Source organism: Alteromonas sp. 14N.309.X.WAT.G.H12 (genome assembly GCF_036697315.1).
Classification (GTDB): Bacteria; Pseudomonadota; Gammaproteobacteria; order Enterobacterales; family Alteromonadaceae; genus Alteromonas.
On sequence record NZ_JBAHZB010000048.1, the window covers coordinates 1 to 15,941 of the forward strand.

18 protein-coding genes are annotated in these 15,941 nt (G+C 47.7%); 6 read left to right on the forward strand and 12 right to left on the reverse strand.

The features are described from left to right. The coding region (folX, locus tag V5298_RS12725; protein ID WP_332931828.1) for a dihydroneopterin triphosphate 2'-epimerase at positions 1 to 314 on the reverse strand (314 nt) is incomplete at its 3' end. Between the two features lie 82 nt (positions 315 to 396). On the opposite strand from folX, the gene V5298_RS12730 reads away from it, so the two are divergent. Then, the gene (locus tag V5298_RS12730) at positions 397 to 1,440 is read left to right on the forward strand and encodes an AI-2E family transporter (protein WP_332931829.1); all 1,044 of its coding nucleotides are present in this window, start codon (positions 397 to 399) and stop codon (positions 1,438 to 1,440) included. Here V5298_RS12730 and V5298_RS12735 read toward each other — a convergent pair. The 10 genes from V5298_RS12735 to V5298_RS12780 form a co-directional block, all read right to left on the reverse strand. Beyond that, positions 1,432 to 2,760 (reverse strand): ATP-binding protein, encoded by a 1,329-nt coding sequence (locus tag V5298_RS12735; RefSeq protein WP_332931830.1) that lies wholly within the window; start codon positions 2,758 to 2,760, stop codon positions 1,432 to 1,434. The two genes, V5298_RS12730 and V5298_RS12735, sit on opposite strands and share 9 nt — an antisense overlap. Then, positions 2,757 to 3,431, reverse strand: a complete 675-nt coding sequence (locus V5298_RS12740) for a response regulator transcription factor (protein ID WP_332931831.1) — start codon at positions 3,429 to 3,431, stop codon at positions 2,757 to 2,759. The genes V5298_RS12735 and V5298_RS12740 overlap by 4 nt, the downstream gene beginning before the upstream one ends. Before the next feature lie 5 nt (positions 3,432 to 3,436). Continuing rightward, on the reverse strand, positions 3,437 to 3,709 hold the full coding sequence (locus V5298_RS12745; RefSeq protein ID WP_332931832.1) for a PepSY domain-containing protein: 273 nt from the start codon (positions 3,707 to 3,709) through the stop codon (positions 3,437 to 3,439). 204 nt (positions 3,710 to 3,913) lie between these two features. Then, the gene (locus tag V5298_RS12750) at positions 3,914 to 4,213 is read right to left on the reverse strand and encodes a YciI family protein (protein ID WP_332931833.1); all 300 of its coding nucleotides are present in this window, start codon (positions 4,211 to 4,213) and stop codon (positions 3,914 to 3,916) included. A gap of 8 nt (positions 4,214 to 4,221) precedes the next feature. Next, positions 4,222 to 5,031 (reverse strand): tryptophan synthase subunit alpha, encoded by an 810-nt coding sequence (gene trpA, locus V5298_RS12755; RefSeq protein ID WP_332931834.1) that lies wholly within the window; start codon positions 5,029 to 5,031, stop codon positions 4,222 to 4,224. Continuing rightward, positions 5,018 to 6,211: a tryptophan synthase subunit beta gene (trpB, locus tag V5298_RS12760; protein ID WP_332931835.1), complete on the reverse strand. Its 1,194-nt coding sequence runs from the start codon at positions 6,209 to 6,211 to the stop codon at positions 5,018 to 5,020. Before trpB ends, trpA begins: the two co-directional genes overlap by 14 nt. Before the next feature lie 22 nt (positions 6,212 to 6,233). Beyond that, complete coding sequence (gene trpCF / locus V5298_RS12765) at positions 6,234 to 7,631, reverse strand: bifunctional indole-3-glycerol-phosphate synthase TrpC/phosphoribosylanthranilate isomerase TrpF (RefSeq protein ID WP_332931836.1); 1,398 nt, start codon at positions 7,629 to 7,631, stop codon at positions 6,234 to 6,236. A gap of 1 nt (position 7,632) precedes the next feature. Beyond that, a complete protein-coding gene (trpD, locus tag V5298_RS12770; RefSeq protein WP_332931837.1) occupies positions 7,633 to 8,658 on the reverse strand; it encodes an anthranilate phosphoribosyltransferase in 1,026 nt (341 codons plus the stop codon). Further along, positions 8,651 to 9,265 carry an aminodeoxychorismate/anthranilate synthase component II gene (locus V5298_RS12775; protein ID WP_332931838.1) on the reverse strand — a complete coding sequence of 205 codons (615 nt, stop codon included), beginning with the start codon at positions 9,263 to 9,265 and terminating at the stop codon, positions 8,651 to 8,653. Before V5298_RS12775 ends, trpD begins: the two co-directional genes overlap by 8 nt. 1 nt (position 9,266) lies before the next feature. After that, complete coding sequence (locus V5298_RS12780; RefSeq protein WP_332931839.1) at positions 9,267 to 10,859, reverse strand: anthranilate synthase component 1; 1,593 nt, start codon at positions 10,857 to 10,859, stop codon at positions 9,267 to 9,269. A 269-nt stretch (positions 10,860 to 11,128) separates the two neighbouring features. On the opposite strand from V5298_RS12780, the gene V5298_RS12785 reads away from it, so the two are divergent. From V5298_RS12785 to rluB, 5 genes are read left to right on the forward strand one after another with little or no spacing between them, the layout of a single operon-like run. After that, on the forward strand, positions 11,129 to 11,974 hold the full coding sequence (locus V5298_RS12785; RefSeq protein WP_332931853.1) for a PHP domain-containing protein: 846 nt from the start codon (positions 11,129 to 11,131) through the stop codon (positions 11,972 to 11,974). A 12-nt stretch (positions 11,975 to 11,986) separates the two neighbouring features. Then, positions 11,987 to 12,607: an L-threonylcarbamoyladenylate synthase gene (locus tag V5298_RS12790; RefSeq protein ID WP_332931840.1), complete on the forward strand. Its 621-nt coding sequence runs from the start codon at positions 11,987 to 11,989 to the stop codon at positions 12,605 to 12,607. A 22-nt stretch (positions 12,608 to 12,629) separates the two neighbouring features. Then, positions 12,630 to 13,460, forward strand: coding sequence for a ScpA family protein (locus tag V5298_RS12795; RefSeq protein ID WP_332931841.1), 831 nt, complete (start codon positions 12,630 to 12,632; stop codon positions 13,458 to 13,460). Further along, positions 13,447 to 14,082, forward strand: coding sequence for an SMC-Scp complex subunit ScpB (gene scpB / locus V5298_RS12800; RefSeq protein WP_332931842.1), 636 nt, complete (start codon positions 13,447 to 13,449; stop codon positions 14,080 to 14,082). The genes V5298_RS12795 and scpB overlap by 14 nt, the downstream gene beginning before the upstream one ends. Then, on the forward strand, positions 14,075 to 14,962 hold the full coding sequence (rluB, locus tag V5298_RS12805; protein ID WP_332931843.1) for a 23S rRNA pseudouridine(2605) synthase RluB: 888 nt from the start codon (positions 14,075 to 14,077) through the stop codon (positions 14,960 to 14,962). The genes scpB and rluB overlap by 8 nt, the downstream gene beginning before the upstream one ends. Here the strand turns inward: rluB and V5298_RS12810 are convergent. After that, on the reverse strand, positions 14,941 to 15,741 hold the full coding sequence (locus V5298_RS12810; protein ID WP_332931844.1) for a hypothetical protein: 801 nt from the start codon (positions 15,739 to 15,741) through the stop codon (positions 14,941 to 14,943). The two genes, rluB and V5298_RS12810, sit on opposite strands and share 22 nt — an antisense overlap. Between the last annotated feature and the right edge of the window lie 200 nt (positions 15,742 to 15,941).

Genomic DNA, 15,941 nt, shown 5'->3' on the forward strand with positions numbered 1-15,941 from the left:
GCATGGGGCTTATCTACCTCGACTTCTGCATAGGTGACCGAAGGATGCTCTGCGGCAATGGCCAAGACCTCGGCAGTGAGCTTTTCTAACAAAGAAAAACGATTTTCTTCAACTAACTTTATTATCGCTTTTGTCACCGTTTTATAGTTCAGTGCATCCCGCATCTCATCAGTATCGGTAGCGCGAACTGCGTCATAATGTATCTGGGCGTTAATAATCACATCTTGCATATTGGCAACTTCGTCGTCATTAATGCCAATATAGGTACGTAAACGTAAATTTTTAATACGAATAACAGCCTTATTTAAGTTCATGACCTTTCTCATTATTTTCGTTGTATCTATGAAGAGGATATTTTGTTAATTTGTTAGCTGGACCAGTTTTACTAAGTATATTATGGATCTTAAATCTCCCTCTGCCAAAGCAATGATAATGTTAGCCTGTCTGGTTATCGTTTTAGCCGGCGTGAAATCAGCCAGTGCAATCATGGTACCGTTTTTTCTGTCTGCATTTATTGCGATAGCTTGTAGTCCCTTGATTAATTGGGCCAGCGCCCATCGCATCCCAAGATGGGTATCTATTACATCAGTTATACTCATTATTTTAGTCTTTGGATTTTTGCTAGCCGGCCTTGTCGGTCAGTCATTTGCTGATTTTCAGGAAAACCTGCCAAGCTATCGGGAGAAACTGGACAATGAATTAGCCTGGGCAATCGATGGTCTGGCCACGTTTAATATTAATATCGATGGCGAGTTTTTTGCCCAGCACTTTGATCCGAGTATGGCCATGTCGGTGGCAACCAATTTTCTCAGTGGTATGGGCGGCGTACTGTCTAATTTGTTTCTGATATTGCTAACGGTTATTTTTATGTTGTTTGAGGCCGATAGCATGCCATCCCGATTGCACACGGCACTGGCCGATCCAGAAATGAAATTGAAGCAAATCGATCGCTTTATTTCCTCGGTAAATAGTTATTTGGCAATAAAAACAGTAATCAGTTTGGCTACTGGTTTGATCATCGGTATCTGGCTTTATGTGTTAGGGGTCGATCACTTTTTATTGTGGGCGGTATTAGCGTTCTTGTTAAACTATATCCCTAATATCGGCTCAATCATTGCCGCCATACCTGCAGTGCTTATTGCTTTGGTGCAATATGGTGTAGGCTCAGCGGGTCTGGTTGCTCTTGGTTTCGTTGTTGTAAATACCGTTATGGGGAATATGGTTGAGCCGCGATTAATGGGGCGGGGCATGGGCCTGTCAACCTTGGTGGTCTTTTTGTCATTAATATTTTGGGGATGGCTGCTAGGTAGCGTGGGCATGCTCTTGTCCGTGCCGTTAACCATGGTGGTTAAAATTGCATTGGAATCCCGAGAAGAAAGCCAATGGTTGGCTTTGCTGCTATCGAGTAACGCAGAGCGAGATGCTAAACGGTTAAGTTAATGGAAAGGACAGCGATATTTGGGCACCGCCAAGTTCGCTGTCTTTTATTTCAAGGCGTCCTTCATAAATTGCAATTAAATCGGCAACCACAGCCATACCTATGCCTTGTCCTTCTACGTAGGTATCGAGTCTTGCCCCACGGGCCAGCAATTGACTTTTAAGGTGATTCGGAATGCCGGGCCCATCATCATCAATAACAATATAACTCCATTTTTCAGCTTGCTGTAAGGTTATACGTACCTGGCTGTTGGCGGCTTTGCATGCGTTATCAAGAATATTACCCAACATTTCCATTAAATCGGTTTCATCACCTTTAAACTTGCACGTTGGGCTACCTGTGCGGAAAAGTTTGAGTTGTTTATCTTGATGTACTTTGCTCATGGCATTGAGCAGTTTTTCCGTTAATGGCACCGCATCAATGGTGGCTTGCCAGCCAGATTTTGACGCAGCCGCCCGTTTTAGCTGACGTTGAATGATATTGTGGATCTGGCCGAGGGCTTCTTGTGTTTCTGCGGGTAAGCCATCGGTTCCCATGGCCACCGCCAGTGGCGTTTTTAAGCTATGAGCGAGATCATCCAAACTATTTTTATAGCGGCTGCGTTGTTCTTCTTCCGAATCTAACAGGCGATTTATACTGTGCTTTAAGGCGGTAAATTCTTGGGGATAGTGACGGGTTAGGTGGCGTTGCTGACCGGACGCGGTAAGGCTGATTTCTTTGATTAATCCGCGAACCGGGCTTAATACCACGTTAATGCCCACAATCAATAAAACCATCAGTGCGGCAGATAACAGCAGCATCCAGCGCCATAGATTATTTACAAACGCGGTGCGTTCGTTTTCGAACTCCTGGCGGTCGTTTAGAATATAAAAATGCACTGGCTCAAAATTGCGTTCAGCGGCGAATTCGGCGGTGAAGGCATAGGTAAAATAGTGGTCAATATTATCGATGGCACCGCTATCGTCGGTAATGAAGTTTTCGTCGCCTACGGCGGGCGGTGGCGGTGAGGCGATAAGGTCATTGTGTAATGACGAGGCGGATTTCCAGACGATCTTGTTTCGAAACACAATCAGACCAATATAGCCGGAATCAGGCAGATTAAGTTGTTCTTCGTAAAGAAGCTCTGGCATGTAGGGAATATCGCCGTTTAACTCAAAGGCCGACACCAAGGCCAGGTTCATCAGTTTTAGTTCGTTGTGCTTGGCCTGGGTCAGGCTTTCAATAAACGCTTTATCTAGCGTAAATACGGTAACCGGGATAAAAATTGTCAGTGCAATCAGTGCCAGTAAGGTACTGCGTAGCCGGAGGGACAAGTTGATCATAAATCCCTATTGAGGCGGTAACCCCGGCCCCGCAGAGTTTCGATAGGACGCAGTGTCCCTTCTGGATCGATCTTCTTTCTAAGTCGCCCGACAAACACTTCAATCACATTGCTGTCGAGATCAAAATCCTGATCATAGATATGTTCGGTGAGTTCGGTTTTTGATACCACCTTTTGTGGGTTGAGCATCAAATATTCCATCACTTTATATTCGTAAGCGGTGAGATCTAAACGTTGTTCGTTGACTGTAATTTCTTCGGCCACGGTATCTAAACTAATGGGACCAAAGCGAATGGTGGGGTTCGCTTGACCCGAGGCGCGGCGAATAAGGGCTTTTACCCGAGCCAGAAGCTCTTCGTTATGGAAAGGTTGGGTCAGGTAATCATCGGCACCGGCATCAAGGCCCTCTACTTTTTCCTGCCACCGATCTCTGGCGGTAAGGATCAGGATGGGCGTTTTAATATTGTCCTGTCGTGCTTTGCGGATCACATCGAAGCCGTCCATCACAGGTAACCCAATATCAACGATGGCAAGATCGTAAGTATATTCCTGCAATTGGTAGAGGGCGTTTTCGCCGTTATCGGCCAGATCAACACTGAAACCGTGTTGTTGTAAAAAAGTATCCAGTTGCGTCAGTAATCGGCTGTCATCTTCGGCAATGAGCATACGCATTAGTGTTAGTTATCCTTGTTCTTGGTGGTATTCACTTGGCCAGTGTTTTTATCCACATCCACGGATACCACACGTCCATTTTTTTTCAGTACTTTCACTCTGAATTTGGTACGGGTTTGATCGACCCGTAACACGCGACCTTTTTCATACTGTTTGGCACGGGCAGCCGCTTGGGTTCTATCGATGGGTGCTTTTTTAGGATCCTTTTCCGCCATTGCTTGAGGAGCCAACAGGGTCATCAAACTAAAAGCAATTATCAGTCTCTTAAGTCTACGCATATGATCTCTGAAATTTTTACACCGAATGAACTAACAAGCGGGTGCTAACCGAATAATATCCTAGCATATCCGAAACAAATGAACATTGGCTGAATGCAAGCTGTCAATGGGACACGCCCTTGTGGCTAAGGGGGCCACAGGATGTTCAATTGGAATTAATAGACCAAGATAAAACGCCGCCCTGAAGGCTCAGGGCGGATAATACTAGGGAAGTACTTTTTTGTAAGGCTTCACCACAACACTTTCGTAGACGCCGGCATCCACATAGGGATCGGCATCGGCCCACTGTTGCGCTTCTTCTTGAGAGGCAAACTCGGCCACGACTAATGAGCCGGTAAAGCCAGCCGGGCCCGGATCTTCACTGTCGATGGCAGGGAAGGGGCCGGCAATGAGTAAGCGGCCTTCATCATTTAGCCCATGTAAACGAGCAAGGTGCGCAGGACGCGCGGCTAAACGTTTTTCCAGGCTATCAGCTACGTCAGTAGCGCAGATCATGTAATACATCGTTTTATTTATCCTTTTTTGGTTGCCGCTTTCATTTCACGTACAAACTTATCCAGTGCGCTACCCATGGCGTTAAAATCATCTAAATTATCAGCAATGAGATTAACGGTGGCCGAACCGCTGATAGCGCCCGCTGCACCTGCCGCAATGGCCGTTTTAACCTGTGCAGGTGTGGAGATCCCAAAGCCTAACAGGGGAGGCGCGCACTGGTATTCAGTGAGTTTACTGATCAATGAATCGGCGGGGATGTCAGCCGCTGTTTCTACACCGGTAACACCGGCGCGACCGAGTAAATAGGTGTAGCCTTGAGAATGCTCACCAATTTGCGACAAGGTTTCTTCTGTGGCGTTAGGCGGCGCTATCAATATTTGTGCAACCCCGGTGGACTTGGCCACAGCGAGGAAAGGGGCGGCTTCGCGTAGAGGCACATCGGCAATCAAAATCGAATCCACACCGGCGTCCTTCGCTTGTGTATAAAAGGTTTCGATCCCCTTTGCCATCACCAGATTGCTGTATAACAGCAAACCGATGGGGGTGTCAGGGTAGCGAGCACGTATTCTTGTTAGTAGCTCGAAGCAGCCATCGGGCGTGACCATAGTGTCAAGGGCGCGAATACTGGCGGCTTGGATCGTGGGGCCATCAGCGATGGGATCGCTGTAGGGAATACCCAGTTCCAGCGCGTCGGCCCCGCTGTCGATAAGTTGGCTAATGATTTGCTCAGAGGTGTGGAGATCGGGGTCACCCAGCATGACGAAAGGCACAAAAGCCCCTTGATTATCGGCCTCTAGCCGAGCAAACATGGCATTATAGCGATCCATTAAAATCTTCTCCTAGAATCTTGATAACGTGCCCTAAATCTTTATCTCCCCGGCCGGATAAGTTCACCACGATGATGGTGTCTTCTTCGGCGGTATCAGCCATGTTTAATGCATGGGCCAAGGCATGGGAAGACTCCAGTGCAGGAATGATCCCTTCTTTACGGGCTAATAACTGAAATGCGTTCAGGGCTTCTTCGTCGGTGACGGACACATATTCGGCGCGACCGATATCGGATAAATAAGCATGTTGAGGGCCGACAGCAGGGTAATCAAGCCCGGCGGAAACCGAATAGCTCTCTTCAATTTGCCCCTGGTCATCTTGCATGATGTAGGTATAGGCACCATGCAAAATCCCCTTCGTGCCGGTGCAAATGGTGGCACCATGCTCTTTGGTGTGAAGCCCTTTACCTGCAGGCTCTACACCGATGAGTTTCACAGAAGGCTCATCAATAAAATCGGCAAACATACCAATGGCATTAGAGCCACCGCCTACACAGGCGACAACGGCATCCGGAAGACGCCCTTCTTTTTCCATGATTTGGGCACGGGTTTCTTCGCCAATCATACGGTGAAATTCCCGCACGATATGGGGGAAGGGATGGGGACCGGCGGCGGTACCTAACAGGTAATGGGCTTTATCATAATTTGCAGACCAGTCACGCAAGGCCTCGTTAACGGCATCTTTTAGAGTCCCTGAGCCGGCATGAACGGGGATCACTTCAGCCCCCATTAAGCGCATTCTAAACACATTGGGCGCTTGACGTTCCACGTCTTTGGCTCCCATATAAATACGTGCTTTAAGGCCTAGCAGGGCGCAGGCCAGCGCGGTTGCTGTACCGTGTTGGCCTGCTCCCGTTTCTGCAATCACTTCGGTTTTTCCCATGCGTTTGGTGAGCAAAGCTTGACCGAGCACCTGATTGGTTTTGTGCGCGCCACCATGAAGTAAATCTTCCCGTTTTAGGTAGAGTTTCACTTTTGGGTTGCTGACCATGTTGCGGGTGAGCGTCATCGCAGTAGGCCGACCGGCATAATCTTTTAACAGACCGGTAAATTCTTCCTGAAAGGCAGGATCGTCTTTGGCGTCTAAAAAGGCCTTTTCCAGCTGGTCGAGGGCTGGGATGAGAAGTTCGGGCACATACATGCCGCCGAAATCTCCGAATTTAGAATCAAGTTGGTTCATGAATAATCCTGTTGATTACCAATTAATAGCGTCGCGCTTGCGTAAACAGCGCCGCCAGCTTTTCAGCAGATTTTTCGCCCGGTGCATCTTCCACACCGGAGTTTACGTCAACGGTAGCAACCTGTGTTGCTAGCGCTTCGCTAATGTTCTGAGGCCCAATACCGCCTGCGACAATCAATTTTTCTTTATTGGGCAGGGCAGACAGTAACTGCCAATCAAATGATTGCCCAGTGCCGCCTTTTTCATTACCCAACTGACAATCCAGCAATATACGGTCGGTATTGTCACTACTAAGCAATGCCGGTAACTGGGCGGGTAACTCACCAGCAACGCCCACGGCTTGCCAAATCTGGCAGGTGTCTGGCAATTTCGTTTTCAGATCTTTGCGATAAAGATCATCTTCTTCCCCATGCAACTGCACCGCGTATAGCCCTAACGTCTTAGCGGTTTGCACAACAACGTCAATGGGTTGATTGACAAACACACCCACATAGTGACCGGGCACATTGGCAACAATATTGGCAGCGTCATCCACACTGATATAGCGTTTGGATTTGTTTGTGAAAATAAAGCCACCGTAGTTTGCGCCGTAATTAAACGCATTTCGGGCATCTTGTGGGCGGGTGAGGCCGCACACTTTTATATCACCATAAATTAAGCCCCTGACCGCCATGGGTAGGTTGTCCTGCGCCATTAACGCACTGCCTACCAAAAAGCCCTGACAAATCGGCGCTAAGCGGCGAACATCATGATGGGTGTATATGCCCGACTCAGAAATCACCACAAAGTCGTGGGTGGCTTTATCAAGTAATGGTACCAGTTTTTCCGTGGTGGCTAAATCCGTGGATAAGTCACGAAGGTTGCGGTTATTAATACCAATAATCTTGGCTTTTAATGCAATGGCGCGGTGCATTTCTTCTTCATTACTGACTTCCGTTAGGATATCCAGTGACAGAGAATCGGCAACCTTAGCAAGCTGTAGGTAGGTGTCATCGTCTAACACACTGAGCATAAGCAAAATGGCGTCGGCCTGATAATGGCGAGCAAGATACACCTGATATTCGCTGATAAAAAAATCTTTATTGAGCACGGGCTGTGATACCCGGGCGGTCACATATGAGAGGTAATCATAATTGCCTTGGAAGTATTTTTCATCGGTGAGTACCGAAATGCCCGCTGCATAAGGCGAGTAGGCGGCAAGGATTTCATCTAAATCAAAAACTGAACGTATGAGTCCTTTCGACGGCGAGGCTTTTTTACACTCGAAAATAAAGCCGGCGTTTTCTTCACTCAACGCATCGAATAAACTTTTTGTTGATGGTGTTAAGTCATCAATGAATGTACTTAGCGGTTTATCCTCAATACGCGCATTCACTTCTATCCGTTTATCATCAACGATGCGCGTTAAAACATTACTCATCTTAATTTGTCTCCCGCTGACTGATACTGGCTACCTGAGTTAACACTGACAAGGGTTGTGCTGTGCGCATGGATTCCATGGCCATTTCAGCGCCTTCTTTAAAGCCCTTGGCATGACCGGTCAGGGTTAACAGTGCGCCGCAATTCATGGCGATGGCTGCGCGGTGAGCTTCTTTACCTTCACCGGACAATGCCGCTTCTATCATTTTACGGTTGTCATCAGGGGTTCCCCCTTCAATGGCACTTAAAGGATAACTGGGTAAGCCGAAATCCGCGGGTGTTACCGTAAGGGACCGGATATCACCGTGTTCCAGATCGAGAATTTGTGACTCGCCATGCAAGGCCAGTTCGTCAAGGCCATCACCGTGAACAATCATGGCACGGTGCTGACCGAGCAGCATCAGCGTTTGGGCATAGGGCTTGAGTAATTCAGGGGAATACACCCCAAACAGACCGTGTGTGGGCCCAGCAGGATTCGCAAGCGGGCCAAGAATATTAAAGATGGTACGGGTTTTTAATGCCGCGCGAATGGGCGCAGCGTGGCGCATACCGGCGTGGTAAACCGGTGCAAATAAAAAGCAAAAGTTGGTTTCATCTAAGCACTGGCGGGCAGTTTCTGGGCTGATTTCCAGTTTAATACCGAATTGACGAAACAAATCCGCAGAGCCTGAACGACTGGAAACACTGCGGTTTCCATGCTTGGCAATTTTGACGCCGCAACTTGCTGCGACAATGCCTGCTGCACTGGAAATGTTAATGGTGTTGTGCCCGTCTCCGCCGGTACCCACAATGTCTGCAAAGGGGTAGTCTGGCGTTGGGAAGGGAAGGGAATTAGAAACCATTGCGCTGGCTGCACCAGCGATTTCGTAGGGAGCCTCTCCATTCAGCTTTAACGCCGTGAGTATGGTGGCCAGCATGACATCGGGCTGCTCACCACGCATAATACTGTTAAATAGGGCGAAAGATTGTGCCTGAGTCAGGTGTTCTTTTTTAAATAAAATGTCTAGCAGGGGAGTGGCATCATACATGTGCAGACTCCTTATGAGTTAAATATTGAATACTTTGAAGCAAAAGGCGGCTGCCTTGTGCCGTGAGAATAGATTCTGGATGAAATTGAAATCCCAGCATACAGTCATCGGGATGATAAACCGCCATTGCCATATCATCGAAGGTGGCAATGGTTTGTAAACCTTCCGGTAAGGTGGTGGCCACTAACGAGTGATAACGTGCTACATGCAAAGGCTGTGGCATATTGGCAAACATTGCTTCCCCTGTGTGTGTGATTGGTGAGGCCTTTCCGTGCATGACTTCCCGCGCCCTATCTACCGTACCGCCATAATGTTCAACAATGGCTTGGTGTCCAAGGCAGATGCCAAGAACGGGAAAGCGCCCCTGCACTTTGTTGAGTAACGCTGGCATACAACCGGCTTCGTGTGGGCTGCCAGGGCCGGGAGATAACAACAATAATACCGGGCCTTGTTCCGCTTCTTTTTCCATGCGGGCAAAGAGAATATCAGCACTGACCGTATTACGGTATACCAAAATGTTTAAATTAAGGGCCCGTAGCTCATCCACAAGGTTATAAGTAAAGGAGTCGACGTTATCAAGGAGGAAAACAGTGATGGCTTGGCTCATATTACTCTCCTGACTTAAGTGCAAGTTTAACGGCGTTAATCACCGCTTGTGCTTTTGTGCGTGTTTCATCCGCTTCTGACTGTGGATCGGAGTCGTGAACCACGCCAGCGCCCGCTTGAATATAGGCACGGTTGTTTTTAACAAAGGCCGAACGAATAACAATACAGGTATCCATGTCACCATTTCCGTTTAGGTAACCCACTGCGCCGCCATAACTGCCACGGCGTTTCTTTTCTACCTCGCGGATGAGTGTGGCTGCACTGACTTTCGGTGCGCCTACCAGGGTGCCCATATTCATACATGCTTGATACGCATGCAGAGCATCGAGATCGTCGCGTAACTGGCCCACCACACGGGAGACTAAGTGCATCACATGGGAGTAGCGGTCAACTTTCAATAAATCTTTGACGTAGCGGCTACCGGGCTGACTGACTTTGGCGACATCGTTTCGCGCTAAATCCACCAACATAATATGTTCTGCTTTTTCTTTGTCATCTTCCCGTAGATTGAGTTCAATTCGGCTGTCTAAATCGTGATCTATAGCGCCGTTGGGGCGCTTGCCTCTTGGGCGCGTGCCTGCGATGGGATAAATCTCGACCTGATTAGATTCGGCTTCATATTTAATTGCCGATTCAGGGGATGCACCAAAGATAGTAAAGTCAGCATCTTGCATATAAAACATGTAAGGGCTGGGGTTACTGAGCTTCAATTGTGCGTAGGCTAACAAGGGGTCTGGGCAGGGCAGGGAAAAGGTTCTGGATGGCACAACCTGAAAAATATCGCCGCAAAGAATGTGGGATTTAAGGGAAATCACATCTTCAATGAAGGCATCGTCGCTTTTATCTGTGTCCACGTTTTCCACATCGGGTGCGGCCTGGCGCAATGTTAAAGGTGGTGGCGAGGGGATCTCTTTTAATTTTGATTGCAAATGTTCTAAACGTTGGGCCACATCGAAATAACTTTGTGCCACATTGGGGCCGCTAAATACACTTCCTACCAACTGGGTTTGGCGAGTTTGATGATCCACAATAAGCAGGGTTTCAGCAAGATAAAACACATAGTCAGGACAATCGTTTTCGCCGTCAGGTACATCCGGCAATTGTTCGAAGGTGGCAAGCAAATCGTAGGCAAACACACCGCCGAGAAAAACCGCATGAGGATGCTGACGGATAGGTTGAATTTGTTTCACCAACACCCGCAGGCCATCAAAAATACTGGCGGCTTTTAAACGGGAATCTTCATCTAACGATGAATCTTCGGTGTGAAATGTCATCGTTAAGGTGGTGTGCTGTTGGGTGATATGGGCAATATCACCTAATTGCTCGGTAAATAAGGGGAGTATTGATTCGCCATTTGGTGTGAGCGCACTGCATGTTACCTGATTGCCACGACACACGATACGCATGGCAGCGTCGACCATGAGTAAACTCTGTAAGTCGTCTTTGCTATCGATTTCCGCTGACTCTAACAGCAAGGCATTAGAGTGATTGGCACATAAATGGGTAAAAGCGGCCAGGGGGTCGTTAAGATATACGCCTGTTTGCTCTATTGTTTCCACTTTGCCTGGCTGAGAGCCCAGTTCTGCTAAACTCATTGTCGCAAGATCTCCTGCTGCGATTAAAAAAAAAGGCCCGTTAAACGGGCCTTTATTGTGTTTTAAATACGCACTAACGCATACACCGCCCGTTAATTCAGGGAGTGCCACCACCAAACAGCGTTGAATGTTACGCCTGTTGCTCGTTGATTTTGCATTATCATGTCTCGGTTAAACTTCGATAGGCATCGAAGACGTTAATACGTATACTGTGCCCTATAGAAGAAAACAAAAACGTATCTGTGTCAACCGGAATTTTAAATAAGCCATTGAAAATTGATCTTCACAGTCATACCCGCTACTCAGACGGCCACCTTACGCCCGAAGAATTAGTGTTGCGGGCGCATAATTTACAGCTTGATGTGCTGGCCATCACCGATCACGATACCCTTGCGGGTTTACCGTCGGCTCACAACGCACAAGCCCAACAAAAACGTAAGCTAACCATTATTAACGGCGTGGAAATTTCCACCGCCTGGCATGGTTTTGATATTCATATCGTGGGATTAAACGTGGATACGCAAAATGAAGCGTTATGCCGTTTCTTGTCGCAACAAGGTGAAATTCGTCGCGAACGTGCTCTTAAGATTGGGGAAAAACTGGTAAAGTGTGGTTTTGAAGGAGTTGCAGAAAAAGCCTTTTCTCTCGCCGGCGTCGGTCAGGTTACCCGAGCGCATTTTGCCCGCATTTTAGTCAAAGACTACGGCGTGTCTTCCATGGATACGGTGTTTAAAAAGTACCTCGGAAAAGGAAAGCGTGCCGCTATTAAGGCCGTTTGGCCACACATGCAAGCCGCCATTTCTCATATCCACGCCGCAGGAGGCCGGGCCGTATTGGCGCACCCTGCGCACTATGACATGACAGCCAAATGGTTACGACGCTTAGTGGAAGAGTTTGCGCTATGCGAAGGTGATGCCATTGAGACGGCATTTCCCGGCTTAAGCAAAGACAAACAAATGTTAATTAACGAGCTCGCGTCTACGCATCAATTGTTGGCTTCTGCAGGTTCTGATTTTCATTTCCCGTCCAGGTGGACGGAGTTAGGACGTAATCTGGGCATAGCGTCACAGCTCACGCCGGTTTGGCATGACTGGCCGCAAGTTGCTCATTCATAACAGGACATCTCAATGAGTCAGTTTTTTTACATTCATCCAGACAATCCACAACAACGTCTGCTTAACCAGGCTGTTGAACTGATCCGCAAAGGCGAAGTGATTGTTTATCCAACGGATTCCGGCTACGCCATTGGTTGCCAAATGGAAGACAAGCGCGCCTTAGAGCGTTTGTGTCAAATACGCCGAATTGAAAAAGATCATAATTTTACCCTGGTATGTCGTGACATGTCAGAGCTATCCATTTACGCCAAAGTAGACAACACGGCGTTTAGACAGGTGAAAAATAATACGCCTGGGCCTTACACCTTTGTGTTTAAAGCGACCCGAGAAGTGCCTCGGCGTTTACAGAACCCAAAAAGAAAGACCATTGGCATACGGGTACCGGACAACATTATCGCGTTAAAATTATTAGAAACCTTGAATGAGCCTTTGATGTCCACATCGTTAATTTTACCGGGCAATACCATGGCCGAGTCTGATCCCGATGCGATTCGAGATAAGCTGGAAAAACATGTTGGCTTGATTATTCATGGTGGGTTTCTGGTAGAGCAACCCACAACCGTGGTGGATTTTTCCGATGGCGAAGCGGTGATTTTACGTGAAGGCAGTGGTGATCCGGCGCCATTTTTGTAATTTAGTGTAGCGAAATCAGTCAATGCCTGAGAAGGACGATACGGTAAACAGCGCCCCAGTGCAGCAACCTCTTCCCTTAGCCTTTATTAACGGGGAGGCGGTTGTTGAGAAGCCGGAAGATCTCTATATTCCTCCCGATGCGCTGGAAGTGATTCTGGAAACCTTCGAAGGGCCTTTGGATCTATTGCTTTACTTAATTCGCAAGCAAAAAATGGATATTGTGAATTTATCGGTGGCAACCATCACGCTTCAGTATATGGAATATGTTGAGGTGATGAAGAGCCTTAAACTGGAGCTAGCTGCCGAATACCTGCTTATGGCCGCTATTTTGGCAGAGATAAAATCGCGCTTATTGCTTCCTCGGCCTACCAGTGACGATGATGAGGAAGAGGATCCAAGAGCTGAACTGATCCGTCGTTTAAAAGAATATGAAGCCGTTAAAGAGGCGGCCGGGGCACTGGATGCCCAGCCACGACTAGAACGGGATGTTTTTGCGGTGAAAGCCGATGTACCGCCTAGCGTTACGCCTGTGCGCATTGAGCCGGATGTTTCATTGCAGGAACTGGTTATGGCTTTTAGTCATGCCATGAAGCGGGCAGCGGCCTTCGAGCACCATACCATTGAAGCGGAAACTTTAAGTACGCGGGAGCGTATGAGTCAAATATTAAGCATGGTCACCCGAGACGCTTACACGCCTCTGGAGGCACTGTTTACCATCGACGAAGGGCGAGCGGGCGTGGTGGTTTCGTTTTTGGCAATATTGGAACTGGTAAAAGAACAACTTTTATTATGTGTTCAGGCAGGACCCTACACCAGAATTCATGTAAAATTAGGTTGTCATGGCGAAGATTAACAAAACCCAGCTTAAACAACTGGTGGAAGCGGCGATATTTGTGGCTGATTCCCCGGTGTCTAAATCGACCCTACGAGAAACGGTGTTAGCCGAATTTACGGTTAGCGAGCGGGCATTAAATGGCGTGTTAAAAGAGCTCGTACTCGATTATCAGCCCCGCGGTGTTCAGCTAGTTGAAGTTGCCAGTGGCTATCGATTTCAATCCGTTGATAGCCTAAGTCCTTGGCTTAGTCGAATGTGGCAGGAAAGTGCACCAAGATATTCACGTGCTATGCTTGAAACACTGGCATTGATTGCATATCGACAACCCATTACCCGTGGCGAAATTGAAGCGGTAAGAGGCGTGTCGGTGAGCAGTAATATTATTCGTACCCTTACGGAAAGGGCATGGATAAAGGTCGTTGGACACAAAGAGGTACCGGGTCGACCGGCTTTGTATGCCACAACCAAACAGTTTTTAGATTATTTTTCGTTAACATCATTGGCCGATCTTCCCAGTTCTGACGTATTTGAAGCACTGGACGTCCAATACGAGCCGCCAGCGACGGCGACACTAGATGCACCGTCTGAAGATGACCGTGCGATTGAAACCGCTAACAAAGAGCGAGAAGAAAATGAGTGAAAAGTTGCAAAAAGTACTGGCTAATCAAGGCCTGGGATCACGACGTGAAATGGAACGTTGGATTCAGGCTGGACGAGTTTCAGTGGATGGACAAGTTGCCACCTTAGGTGACAGAGTGGAAATTACCGCGCAAATACGTGTTGATGGCCATTTGCTTTCGCGGCAGGTGGAAAAACCCGTGTGTCGGGTGTTGATGTACAACAAACCCGAAGGTGAATTGTGCAGTCGTCAGGATCCGGAAGGCCGTCCTACCGTCTTTACCCGGCTGCCAGCCATACGTGTTGGTCGTTGGATTGCCGTTGGGCGTTTGGATATTAACACCAGTGGTTTGTTGTTGTTTACCAATGACGGTGAACTGGCCAACAGATTGATGCACCCTAAATGTGAAGTGGAGCGCGAATACGCGGTTCGGGTATTTGGGGAAGTGTCTGGCAAAACCATCAATGTGTTGAAAAAAGGCGTGAAGCTGGAAGACGGGGATGCCCGTTTTACTGAAATCACCCCGCGCAGCAAAGCGGTTTCTGATGATGAGAGCATGAACCGGTGGTATAACGTTACCTTGGCAGAAGGCAGAAACCGCGAAGTGCGTCGGTTGTGGGAATCTCAAGATGTGCAAGTGAGCCGATTAATGCGGGTGCGTTATGGGCCTGTGGAATTGCAAAAACGTCTGCCCCAGGGCGCATGGGTTGAACTTCCCTTAGATCAGGTTAATGGCTTGCGGGATCTGGTGCAATTGCCCAAAGAAACCGAGTCGTTGGTGGATGTTCGCCAGAGTAAGTTGGATCATGCTCGCTTAACCCGTATGCGTCGTTCTGTGAAAAAACATCGCGCCCGTCAAAATCATCAGCGAAGCAGAAGTCACTCGGCCAGTTCTGACTGATTGTGAGCACCGGTTTGGGTGCAAGCTCGTCCGTTGTCGATACCATGGCGACGGGCGATTTGTGTAATAAAGGCTTGATGTGTTTTTATGTATTGGTCGAATTTTTCCAGCATCGCTGGGTACAGTTCACTGGAAATCCGCAAATCATCTTTTATATCGGGAATGAATTGAGAAGGCGCGAGGACATCAGATCCGAGGGCTAATTGTGCTACCCCATCATCAACTTGGGAATGTTCCGCCAAAATGGCATCCACATCACCACTTATCAGCGCATGAACCAACTGCGCAGCCGTTTGATATTCATGCACGGTTGAATAGCCTTTTTTCACTTGCCGGATCCAATCGTTACTTAACGGATGATTGGGCAAGGTGCCAAGTCGGCTAATGTCAGGTTTACGCATCCAATTATTTTCTGGCAATACCCGAGTGACGTCACAAAAACTGATAACAGCCTGGCTATAAAATAGGGTGTGGCTCCAATTTGTCCATTTTGGATTATCAGGAAAGCGAAAATCAATGGAATGTTGTTCAAACCAGTCTTGGTATTGCTCGGCAGGTAAAGCTTGATAGTTAATTTTTATCCCTTCTTCAAGGGCAAACGCTTCTAACAGCTCTTCAATTAACGGCTGATATTTATCTCCGCGCACCGGTTGATACTGAACCGTTTCATATGCTTCAATGCCTACCGAATAGGTACTTTTCGCCACTGCTGATGCGGGAATAAGTAGCATAAGTACGAAAATAAAAGACGTGTAAAGAGACATAACTAATCTGCTCATCAACTCCATTTCAACGATGTACAGAGCGTATCAACTGGTGGCCGGTAAATCGATAATGGGGGTTATTTCCTCGTATTCCTTTTTATACCTAAAACCCTATTCATCTGATGTCTGTGGGCATAGAACGCGGTGATCATTGAAAATACGTCACCAAGTTTAATCTCTTAAAGGTGTAAGTACGTAGATCCAATTGACGATGG

Bases quoted from the DNA above. Each gene is read 5' to 3' on its own strand.
- V5298_RS12730 (WP_332931829.1), top strand. From the start codon at position 397: ATGGATCTTAAATCTCCCTCTGCCAAAGCAATGATAATGTTAGCCTGT.
- V5298_RS12735 (WP_332931830.1), bottom strand. From the start codon at position 2,760: ATGATCAACTTGTCCCTCCGGCTACGCAGTACCTTACTGGCACTGATT.
- V5298_RS12740 (WP_332931831.1), bottom strand. From the start codon at position 3,431: ATGCGTATGCTCATTGCCGAAGATGACAGCCGATTACTGACGCAACTG.
- V5298_RS12745 (WP_332931832.1), bottom strand. From the start codon at position 3,709: ATGCGTAGACTTAAGAGACTGATAATTGCTTTTAGTTTGATGACCCTG.
- V5298_RS12750 (WP_332931833.1), bottom strand. From the start codon at position 4,213: ATGTATTACATGATCTGCGCTACTGACGTAGCTGATAGCCTGGAAAAA.
- trpA (WP_332931834.1), bottom strand. From the start codon at position 5,031: ATGGATCGCTATAATGCCATGTTTGCTCGGCTAGAGGCCGATAATCAA.
- trpB (WP_332931835.1), bottom strand. From the start codon at position 6,211: ATGAACCAACTTGATTCTAAATTCGGAGATTTCGGCGGCATGTATGTG.
- trpCF (WP_332931836.1), bottom strand. From the start codon at position 7,631: ATGAGTAATGTTTTAACGCGCATCGTTGATGATAAACGGATAGAAGTG.
- trpD (WP_332931837.1), bottom strand. From the start codon at position 8,658: ATGTATGATGCCACTCCCCTGCTAGACATTTTATTTAAAAAAGAACAC.
- V5298_RS12775 (WP_332931838.1), bottom strand. From the start codon at position 9,265: ATGAGCCAAGCCATCACTGTTTTCCTCCTTGATAACGTCGACTCCTTT.
- V5298_RS12780 (WP_332931839.1), bottom strand. From the start codon at position 10,859: ATGAGTTTAGCAGAACTGGGCTCTCAGCCAGGCAAAGTGGAAACAATA.
- V5298_RS12790 (WP_332931840.1), top strand. From the start codon at position 11,987: ATGAGTCAGTTTTTTTACATTCATCCAGACAATCCACAACAACGTCTG.
- V5298_RS12795 (WP_332931841.1), top strand. From the start codon at position 12,630: ATGCCTGAGAAGGACGATACGGTAAACAGCGCCCCAGTGCAGCAACCT.
- scpB (WP_332931842.1), top strand. From the start codon at position 13,447: ATGGCGAAGATTAACAAAACCCAGCTTAAACAACTGGTGGAAGCGGCG.
- rluB (WP_332931843.1), top strand. From the start codon at position 14,075: ATGAGTGAAAAGTTGCAAAAAGTACTGGCTAATCAAGGCCTGGGATCA.
- V5298_RS12810 (WP_332931844.1), bottom strand. From the start codon at position 15,741: ATGAGCAGATTAGTTATGTCTCTTTACACGTCTTTTATTTTCGTACTT.